Below are 7,976 nucleotides of genomic sequence, written 5' to 3'. Positions count from 1 at the left end.
GCCCCGCGGCGCGGACCGCGTCGGCCGCCGCCGCCGCCGCGGCCAGCAGCGCCGCCAGCGCGTCGTGGTTGATCCGCATCGACGGCGCGCCCGCTTCGCGCGAAACCTTGAGGGAAATGGATAACGACCCCCGGCCGAACCGCGCGGCGACGGCGGCGCGCATCGCCTTCTCCACCGCGTCGCGCCCCTCCGGGCCCTTCCAGCGCAGGTCGAGCCCGCGGCCGTTGACCGAGCGCAGCTCCCACCGCCAGGTCGCGCGCCCGTCGCCGCCGTCGAGGCCTGCGAATCCGGTCATGCTCTGCACCTGCGCGGCCCTCCTGCGGTTCTCGGGCGCGCCGCCCCCCCTGGACGTCACGCGCCTGACGACGCGGCCCGGACCATAACGACCGCCCGCCGGCTGGGCAATCGCGGCGCGCCGAACGGGACCGGGCGGGGTCATCCGCATAGGCCGGGGGTGTTAACGATGATTACCGAGTCATTAACCCAAACCCCGCTCGGTATTTCCGCAGGTTTGGGTAAAAGTTTCGTTGAAGCGAACGGGTCCGGTCGCCGCGGCGGGGGCGTCGCGGCCATCTCCCCAGGGGGGAGGCCGGATCCCAGCGGGGCAAGAGCCCGCGTGCCGAGAGGCGCGCGCAAGGCACTGGAAGGGGTTAAACGAAAATGATACGAAATTATCGGAAAATCGATAGCGTCATGGAAAACCCGAACACTCAGGCTCTCTACCGCTACTGGAACGAACTCCGCGCGGGGCGTGATGCGCCCGGCCGGTCGGAGGTCGATCCGCGCCGGATTTCCGGGTCGCTCGAAACCATGTTCATCCTCGAAGCCCGCGACGACGGCCAGATGCGGTTCCGCCTCGCCGGCACCAAGCTGTGCGAATGGCTGGGGATGGAGGCGCGCGGCTGCGTCGCCGAGGCGGTGATGGCGCAGGGCCATGAGATGGAGCTGGGCGACCTCGCCCGCCGGGTGCTGCGTGCGCCTGGCGTGGGGGTGATGCGGCTCCGGGCGCTGGACGGGTCCGGGACCGACTGGGCTGGCGAAGCATTGCTGCTGCCGCTGCGCTCGGAACTGGGCGATCTCGCCCGGGTGATGGGCTGCGTGAACCTCGACGCGGTGGACCGCCGCAGCCGGCCGCAGCCGCCGCTGCGCCTGCGCAGCCTCGGCAGCCGCCTGACCCCGATCGAGATCGACCCGAGCCTGGCGGCGCAGGATGGGTCGGCGCGGATGACCGCCAACCCGCTGGGCGCCCGGCGCGCGCCGGAGGGCGGTTCGAAATCCCGCGGCCGCGGCCCCGGGTCGGGCGGCTTCGCCGAACCGGGCGCCGGCGCGGGCTTCGTTCACGCCCCCCAGCCGGTCGCGGCGGATCGCCGCCCCCAGCTGACGGCGATCGAGGGCAACGCCTCGGCCCCCCGCGACACCGACCCGTCGGCCCCGCGCCGCGGTCGGCCCAACCTTCGCCTGGTCAAGGACTGACCGGGACGGAGCAGGCCGGGACGTCCCCGCACGGGACATGACCCCCTGTCACGACGGCGTGGCGACGACCGCCTTCTTGGGGGGGCGGTCGCCGGTGTGGGCGTCGTCGTGATCGACCCGAAACGGGATGAAGCCGCGCGCCGTCTGGGGCGGATGCGCGCCTCGCGCGCCGAAGCGCGCTGTCCCGGCCTGACCCAATGCGCGCCGCTCAGTTCGAAGCCGACCGGGCGGCGCGCGCCAGGAACCCAGGGAGATCGCCGTAGCCGGTGAGGCGCCGCTCGTGCAGAAGGCCGAGCCGCGCCGCGGCTTCGCGGCCGAGCCGCTCCAGCTCCGGGTCCTCGACCTGGGCGAGGTGGATCAGCCGCTCGTAATTCCCGAACAGCATGTCGCGCAGCTCCGGATGCCGGTCGAGCCCCATCGGCCGCCAGACGAAGGCGTCGAACTGCCGGACCAGGAAATCGGTCAGGTAGAAGGACGTCATTTCGCCGTCGCCGCGCGCCGCGAAGATCTCGTTGCCGTCGAAGAAGCTGTAGCAATGGGGGCCGGGAATCATCTCCACCCCCAGCCGGTCGCAACGGGCCTGCAAGAGGCCGCCGGTGCCGCAATCGGCGTAGACCACGAAGGGCTCGCGCCCTGCCGCCCGCTCCTCGGCCACGGTGGCCTCCACCGCGTCGGGGATCAGGTCCGGGCGCAGATGCAGCTTGGCGGGCAGGCAGCGCAGGCGCAGATGGGTCCATCCATTGGCCCCGATCACCGCCAGGATCTCATGCGCCAGCGCCCCGCAGGCGATCAGCGAAGCCCCGCCGGGGGCTGCGGCGGGCGCGTCGAACCCTTGCCCGGTCAGGGCCTCATCCTCTGGCAGGCGCGCCGCCGCGGCGTCCCGGACCGCGTCCCGCGCCGCCGAACGCGCGCGCGCGCCGCCCTTTCGGACGGGGCGCGCCGGATCGCGTGGATCAGCATGGCGGGGGTCAGGATCGCGGGTCATGGCATCCGATGCGGAGGCGGCCCGAGCCCGGTCTTCAGCCGGCGGAGACCTGGTTGTGCTTGCGGGCCGCGACCAGGGTCTTCGCCGTCTCCACCGCCACGGCGGCGTCGCGGCAATAGGCGTCGGCGCCGATCGCCTTGCCGAACTCCTCGTTCAGCGGCGCGCCGCCGACCAGCACGATGTAGTTGTCGCGCGTGCCCTTGGCCTTCAGCGTGTCGATCACGACCTTCATGTAGGGCATGGTCGTGGTCAGCAGCGCCGACATGCCGAGGATCTGCGCGTCTTCCCGCTCCAGCGCCTCGATATAGGCCTCGGCGGCGTTGTTGATCCCGAGATCGACCACGTCGAAGCCCGCGCCCTCCATCATCATCGACACCAGGTTCTTGCCGATGTCGTGGATGTCGCCCTTCACCGTGCCGATCACCATGGTCCCCATCTTGGGGGCCCCGGTCTCGGCCAGCAGCGGGCGCAGGATGTTCATGCCGGTCTTCATGGCGTTCGCCGCCAGCAGCACCTCGGGCACGAACAGGATCCCGTCGCGGAAATCGTCGCCCACCACCTTCATGCCCGCGACCAGCGCCTCGGTCAGGGTCCGGTAGGGCGTCCAGCCGCGATCCAGCAGGATCTTGACGCCCTCGGCGATCTCATCCTTGAGACCGTCATAGAGGTCGTCGTGCATCTGCGTGACCAGCTCGTCGTCGTCGAGCTCGCTCAGGACGATATCGTCGTCTTCATCGGCCATGGAGCGCCCTTCTCTGCCGTCGCCCATCGTTCAGGGCCAATCTAGGGGCGGATGCCGGGCGGCGCGAGGCCAAACCCGACGAAACTACGGACCATTGGCGACGCATGGGCCCTTCGGTCAACCCTGCGCGACCTGCGCGGAGGCGAGATCGCGCAGCCGCCCGATCATCGCGCGCAGCCCGTTGGAGCGCTGCGCCGACAGCGCCTGGTCGAGCCCGAGCCGCGCGAACTGCGCCTGCGCGTCGGTGGCGAGGATCTCCGCCGCCGGCCGGTCGGCCATCAGCACGTGCAGAACCGCGATCAGCCCGCGCACGATCAGCGCGTCGCTGTCGCCGATGAAGCCCAGCTCGCCGGACGGCCCCAGCTTCGGCGCGATCCACACCTGGGAGGCGCAGCCGTCCACCTTGGTCTCCGGCCCCTTGAGCGCGTCGGGCATCGGCGGCATCTTCTTGCCGAGTTCGATGACATAGCCGTAGCGGTCTTCCCAGTCCTCCAGGAACTCGAAGTCGGCGACGATGTCCTCGAAGGCGGCGGGCGGGGCGACGGCGGCGGGCATGGCAGGCTCCTTCTGAGGCGTTCACCTAGTCCGGGCCGGCGCCGGCCGCAAGCGCTGCGACGGGATCCAGCCCCCCGAAAACGACGCGCCCAGCCCCTCTTCCCTTTCGGCGCGGCCTGTGGCGTGATGCCGGCCGCGTCGCACGCCTCCGTTTCCGCCCGCCCCGGGCGCGCCCGGGGCGGGCGGCATGGGGAACGACGGGGGAGAATCCGGATGATCATCGCGCGACATAGCCAGCAGTGCCGGCAGAACGCGGCCGGGCGTCGGCGGATCGGGGCGCTGTCCGGAGGCCTGATCGCGGGGCTCGCCACGCTTGCGCTCGCCGGGTGCGAGACCATCGCCGACAACACCCCCGATGTCGGCTTCACCGTGCTCGAGCCCAGCCAGAAGGCCAAGCCCGAGACCCCCGAGGTGATCGCCGACGCGGTCCTGCGCCCGGTGGCCGAGGTCGCCTCGCTGGAGGTCGGGCGGATGCGCAACGGCCGGCTGCTGACCGCCCATGGCGCCGCCGCGACCCAGGGCTGGTTCCAGGCGGCGCTGGTTCCGCGGGGCGCCGGGCCCACCCCCGACGGCTTCCTGGAATTCGATTTCGTCGCCGCCCCGCCCGAGCTGAACGGCGGCGCGACGATGCCGGAAGGGACGCCCGCCCAGCGCCGCATCCGCGCCGACCGCACCGTGTCGACCTCCGAGCTCGCCGGCGTGGTCGGCCTCAGGGTCTACGCCGCCGGCTCCGTCGCCGCGGTGCGTCTCGCCCCCTGACCGGGCCGCCCCTTCCGACATGCCAAAAGCCGCCGGGGTCCCCGGCGGCTTTTCGCATTTCAGAAGGGGCTCAGGCCGCCCGCGTCAGTCGTCGAACTCGACGATCTCCACGCCCGCGCCATGAGCGCTCAGCGCGATCTCGCCGCGCTTGAGCTGCAGCGCCAGTTCGCCGAACGCCGCCCGGCGCCAGCCGGACAGCGCCGGCACCTTGGGGTCGTCCTCCGCCGCGATGGCGGTCAGCTCTTCGGATGAGGCGAGCAGCTTCGGCGCAACCCCCAGATCCTCCGCCCGGCTCTTGAGCAGAACCTTGAGCAGGTCGACCAGCGCTTCGGAGGCCTTGCGGGTCGGGCGCGGCGCCTCCTTGGGCGGGGCCTCGTCCTCGGGCGTCTCCATGCCCTTGCGCACCGCCTCGAGGATCTCGGAGGCCACGTCGCCCTTGCGGCCTTCGCGCTGCAAGAGGCGCAGGCGCGACAGCTCGTCGACATTCGCCGGGCGGGCCGAGGCCACCTCCAGCAGCGCGTCGTCCTTCAGCAGGCGCGAACGCGGCACGTCCTTCTCCTGCGCCCGCCGCTCCCGCCATTCGGCGAGCGCGGCGGCCACGGCGAGGAAGCGCGGCGAGGAAGACCGGGTCTTCAGCCGCTTCCACGCCTCGGTCGGCTCGTTGCGATAGGTGTCGGGGTTGGTCAGCACCGCCATCTCCTCGGCCACCCAGGCCGTGCGGCCGGTGCGGCTGAGACGGGCGTCGAGCACCTCGTAGATCTGGCGCAGGAAGGTCACGTCGGCGAGCGCGTAATCGAGCTGCTTCTCCGACAGCGGCCGGCGGGCCCAGTCGGTGAAGCGCGACGACTTGTCGAGCCCTTCCTTGCAGATCTTGCGGACCAGGGTTTCATAACCCACCTGATCGCCATAGCCGCAGACCATGGCCGCGACCTGGGTGTCGAACAGCGGCGTGGGGATCAGATCGCCGAGCTTCCAGAAGATCTCCAGATCCTGGCGGGCGGCGTGAAACACCTTCACCACGGACCTGTTCTTCATCAGGTCGAACAGCGGGGTCAGGTCCATGTCCGGGCCGGCGATCGGGTCGATCAGCGCGCCGCAGTCGTCGTCGCCCGGATAGGCCACCTGCGCGAGGCAGAGCTGCGGCCAATAGGTCCGTTCCCTCAGGAACTCGGTGTCGACGGTCACATAGGGATGTTCGGCGCATCTCGCGCAGAACGCGGCGAGCGTCTGAGTGTCCGTGATAACCAGCATCGCCTGCGTCGCCACCCTCCGCGCGAACCTTGAATTCTCATATTCGCCCGACGCTATAGCCTGCCCGCAACAAGGTTCACAAGGCGTGAAACTCTTCGGTCACATGCGCGACCAGCGCGGCGTCGCCGGGATTGAGCGCGCGGATGCGCGCCACCAGCTCCGGGGCGAGGTCCGAGAGCCCCGCCCGCCCCCTTGTCGCCCGCGTCACCGGCAGGGGCGCGAGACGCAGCCCCACCGCCGCGCCGATGCGCTCCATGAACGCCGGCAGGTCCGGCACGGCGGCCGCGAGCCACAGGCGTTCGTCCACCGCACGGCAGGCCTCGGCCGGATCGGGGCGCCCGCCGGCGAGCTGCCGGCACTGGTAATCGTGCTGATATTTTTCCGGGGATTTTTCGAGGGCCGCGACGAAGTCCGGCAGGTCCAGGTCATAGAGGCCGTGATCCAGGCAATCCGATCGCGCCCGGTCCCGCTTCTTCGCCATGAAGGCGTGGTCCGACACGAAGCGGTCGGCGGGATCGCGCACCACGGTGATGTAATGTTTGGGCCGGGGCGAGGGCGGCTCCGTCCCCAGGATCATATGCGCCGCGAAGAAGGCCTGATCTTCCGCCAGATGCACGGGCCGCCCCGCGACGCGGCGCGCCAGGATCGCCGCCTCCTCCCCCAGATTGATCGCCGCGCGGCGCAGGGGTCCATGGATCGCCAGCACCCCGGTCTCCGCCCGCTCGGCCGAGCCCCAATGGGTCCGGTGCGGCGGATGGGCGCCGAGCGCGTCGAACAGCACCGAGGCGAGCGCGGTTCCGGCCGTCTTGCGGATATGCACGAAGACGATCTGGTCGGTCTCGGGATCGGGCATGACCTGATGGTAGAGCATTCTGGGTTCCGGATTGCCTGCCCCGCTATGCCATGCGGGGCGGCCCGGGGCCAGCGGGGCGCGGTCAGACGCCCCGCCGGAGGGATCAGCGCAGCGCCAGCACCGCATAGGCGATCACCGCCCCGCCATAAACGGCGCCTCCGTGCAGGAGGTCGAGCGAGGCGCCCGCATAGACCCCGGCAAGGGTGGCGTAGGCGCAGCGATGGCAGAGATGCGGGGGGAGGCAGGCGAGCAGCGTCGCAAGGAGTTTCATGTTCATGTCACCTTGAGGTTAAGCTGCTGCCGGCCGGTCAGCGTTGCGGTGACCCCGTGATGCCAGCTCGGGCCGGAGAACGCATTTCATCTGCGTTTGCAATTGGTTGGGGACCGGTTGGGACATGGTTGGGGAAACCGGCGATAACTCCACATTCGGCCAGCGTTTCGGAGCGCTGGTGCGCGGGGCGCGAGAGGCGCGGCAGTGGTCGCTGGATGCGCTCGCGGCCGAGGTTTTCGGGGCTGACAAGAATCGCAAGGGCGACGTCAGCAAGCTGGAAACGGGGAAGACGCCGAATCCCCGCTACTCGACCGTGCGCGACTACGCCCGCGCGCTGGGGCTGACGGACGCGCAGATCGAAGCCTGCCGCCCGCCCAGGGTGCCCGTCCCCTCGCCCGATGTGACGCACGAACTACGGCTGTCGACCGAGCTGCTGAAAACTCTCGCCTGGGATTTCGGGCACGACAACCCGCGGGCATCGGTCGGGGAATACGAGGCCTTCCTGCGCGACAAGGCCGGGGAGCTTCGCGCGCTGCAATCGCGGATCGAGGCGATGGGCGCGGCCGAGGGTCGGATCGCGAACCTCATGGGCGCGGCCGAGGGGGCGCTGGAGGCGGGCGATTTTCCGGAAGCCGACCGCCTGCTCGCCGACGCCGAGGAGATCCAGCAAACCGAACACACCCTGGTCCAGGTCCGCAAACAAGCCGCCATCCGCGAGACCCGCGGCGACGCGGCCCTGCTGAACAACGACGCCGACACGGCCTTCGACCACTACGCCGCCGCCGCGGCGATGTTCGACCCGTTCGATCCGATGGAGGGGGCGGAGCGGCGACATGCCTCCGCGACGAGGCTTTATTCGCACGGCTTGCGCTACGGTGGACAAGGACTCGACGCAGCGGTTCGGCTGACTGAGCGGAATCTGGAAGTGCGCGGAGAAACAAAAAGCCCGCTCGAATGGGCAAAGTCTCAAAACAATCTGGCGGCAATGCTCCAGACCCAAGGCAAGCGCGCCGGCGGCGAGGCGGGGATGCGCCTCCTCTCCCGCGCAGTCGAGGCCTATGAGGCCGCCCTGCGCGTCCGCACCGAG

Annotated in this window: 10 protein-coding genes; 3 read left to right on the top strand and 7 right to left on the bottom strand. The window is 70.6% G+C overall.

The annotated features are described in order from the left end of the window. A partial coding sequence (locus tag ACTB72_RS19110) for a YicC/YloC family endoribonuclease (RefSeq protein ID WP_463038606.1) occupies window positions 1–295 on the bottom strand: 295 nt, incomplete at its 3' end. 398 nt (window positions 296–693) lie between these two features. Between ACTB72_RS19110 and ACTB72_RS19105 the strand changes: the two genes are divergently transcribed. Continuing rightward, entirely contained in the window at window positions 694–1,473 is a 780-nt protein-coding gene (locus ACTB72_RS19105; RefSeq protein ID WP_463038605.1) for a PAS domain-containing protein, read from the top strand. 208 nt (window positions 1,474–1,681) lie between these two features. Here the strand turns inward: ACTB72_RS19105 and ACTB72_RS19100 are convergent, their stop codons facing one another. The 3 genes from ACTB72_RS19100 to ACTB72_RS19090 form a co-directional block, all read right to left on the bottom strand. Further along, on the bottom strand, window positions 1,682–2,458 hold the full coding sequence (locus tag ACTB72_RS19100) for a DUF1638 domain-containing protein (RefSeq protein WP_463038604.1): 777 nt from the start codon (window positions 2,456–2,458) through the stop codon (window positions 1,682–1,684). A 34-nt stretch (window positions 2,459–2,492) separates the two neighbouring features. Further along, window positions 2,493–3,200, bottom strand: a complete 708-nt coding sequence (locus ACTB72_RS19095; protein WP_463038603.1) for a corrinoid protein — start codon at window positions 3,198–3,200, stop codon at window positions 2,493–2,495. Between the two features lie 117 nt (window positions 3,201–3,317). Beyond that, the gene (locus ACTB72_RS19090; RefSeq protein WP_463038602.1) at window positions 3,318–3,755 is read right to left on the bottom strand and encodes a SufE family protein; all 438 of its coding nucleotides are present in this window, start codon (window positions 3,753–3,755) and stop codon (window positions 3,318–3,320) included. A 213-nt stretch (window positions 3,756–3,968) separates the two neighbouring features. On the opposite strand from ACTB72_RS19090, the gene ACTB72_RS19085 reads away from it, so the two are divergent. Then, window positions 3,969–4,514: a hypothetical protein gene (locus tag ACTB72_RS19085; protein ID WP_463038601.1), complete on the top strand. Its 546-nt coding sequence runs from the start codon at window positions 3,969–3,971 to the stop codon at window positions 4,512–4,514. 84 nt (window positions 4,515–4,598) lie between these two features. On the opposite strand, the gene rnd is transcribed toward ACTB72_RS19085, so the two are convergent. The 3 genes from rnd to ACTB72_RS19070 form a co-directional block, all read right to left on the bottom strand. Next, entirely contained in the window at window positions 4,599–5,765 is a 1,167-nt protein-coding gene (rnd, locus tag ACTB72_RS19080; RefSeq protein ID WP_463038600.1) for a ribonuclease D, read from the bottom strand. A 76-nt stretch (window positions 5,766–5,841) separates the two neighbouring features. Next, a complete protein-coding gene (locus tag ACTB72_RS19075) occupies window positions 5,842–6,636 on the bottom strand; it encodes a sulfotransferase family 2 domain-containing protein (RefSeq protein ID WP_463038599.1) in 795 nt (264 codons plus the stop codon). A gap of 85 nt (window positions 6,637–6,721) precedes the next feature. Continuing rightward, window positions 6,722–6,889 (bottom strand): hypothetical protein, encoded by a 168-nt coding sequence (locus ACTB72_RS19070; protein ID WP_463038598.1) that lies wholly within the window; start codon window positions 6,887–6,889, stop codon window positions 6,722–6,724. A gap of 124 nt (window positions 6,890–7,013) precedes the next feature. Between ACTB72_RS19070 and ACTB72_RS19065 the strand changes: the two genes are divergently transcribed. Continuing rightward, window positions 7,014–7,976, top strand: a 963-nt coding sequence (locus ACTB72_RS19065; RefSeq protein ID WP_463038597.1) for a helix-turn-helix domain-containing protein, incomplete at its 3' end; no start/stop codon positions are given.

The organism is Albimonas sp., from assembly GCF_055129145.1.
Note: the sequence above shows the minus strand (reverse complement) of the source record. Positions and strands in the feature narration are given on the sequence as shown.

Excerpts from the sequence above, each read along its gene's own strand:
- ACTB72_RS19105 (WP_463038605.1), top strand. The coding sequence starts at position 694 with ATGGAAAACCCGAACACTCAGGCTCTCTACCGCTACTGGAACGAACTC.
- ACTB72_RS19100 (WP_463038604.1), bottom strand. The coding sequence starts at position 2,458 with ATGACCCGCGATCCTGACCCCCGCCATGCTGATCCACGCGATCCGGCG.
- ACTB72_RS19095 (WP_463038603.1), bottom strand. The coding sequence starts at position 3,200 with ATGGCCGATGAAGACGACGATATCGTCCTGAGCGAGCTCGACGACGAC.
- ACTB72_RS19090 (WP_463038602.1), bottom strand. The coding sequence starts at position 3,755 with ATGCCCGCCGCCGTCGCCCCGCCCGCCGCCTTCGAGGACATCGTCGCC.
- ACTB72_RS19085 (WP_463038601.1), top strand. The coding sequence starts at position 3,969 with ATGATCATCGCGCGACATAGCCAGCAGTGCCGGCAGAACGCGGCCGGG.
- rnd (WP_463038600.1), bottom strand. The coding sequence starts at position 5,765 with ATGCTGGTTATCACGGACACTCAGACGCTCGCCGCGTTCTGCGCGAGA.
- ACTB72_RS19075 (WP_463038599.1), bottom strand. The coding sequence starts at position 6,636 with ATGCTCTACCATCAGGTCATGCCCGATCCCGAGACCGACCAGATCGTC.
- ACTB72_RS19070 (WP_463038598.1), bottom strand. The coding sequence starts at position 6,889 with ATGAAACTCCTTGCGACGCTGCTCGCCTGCCTCCCCCCGCATCTCTGC.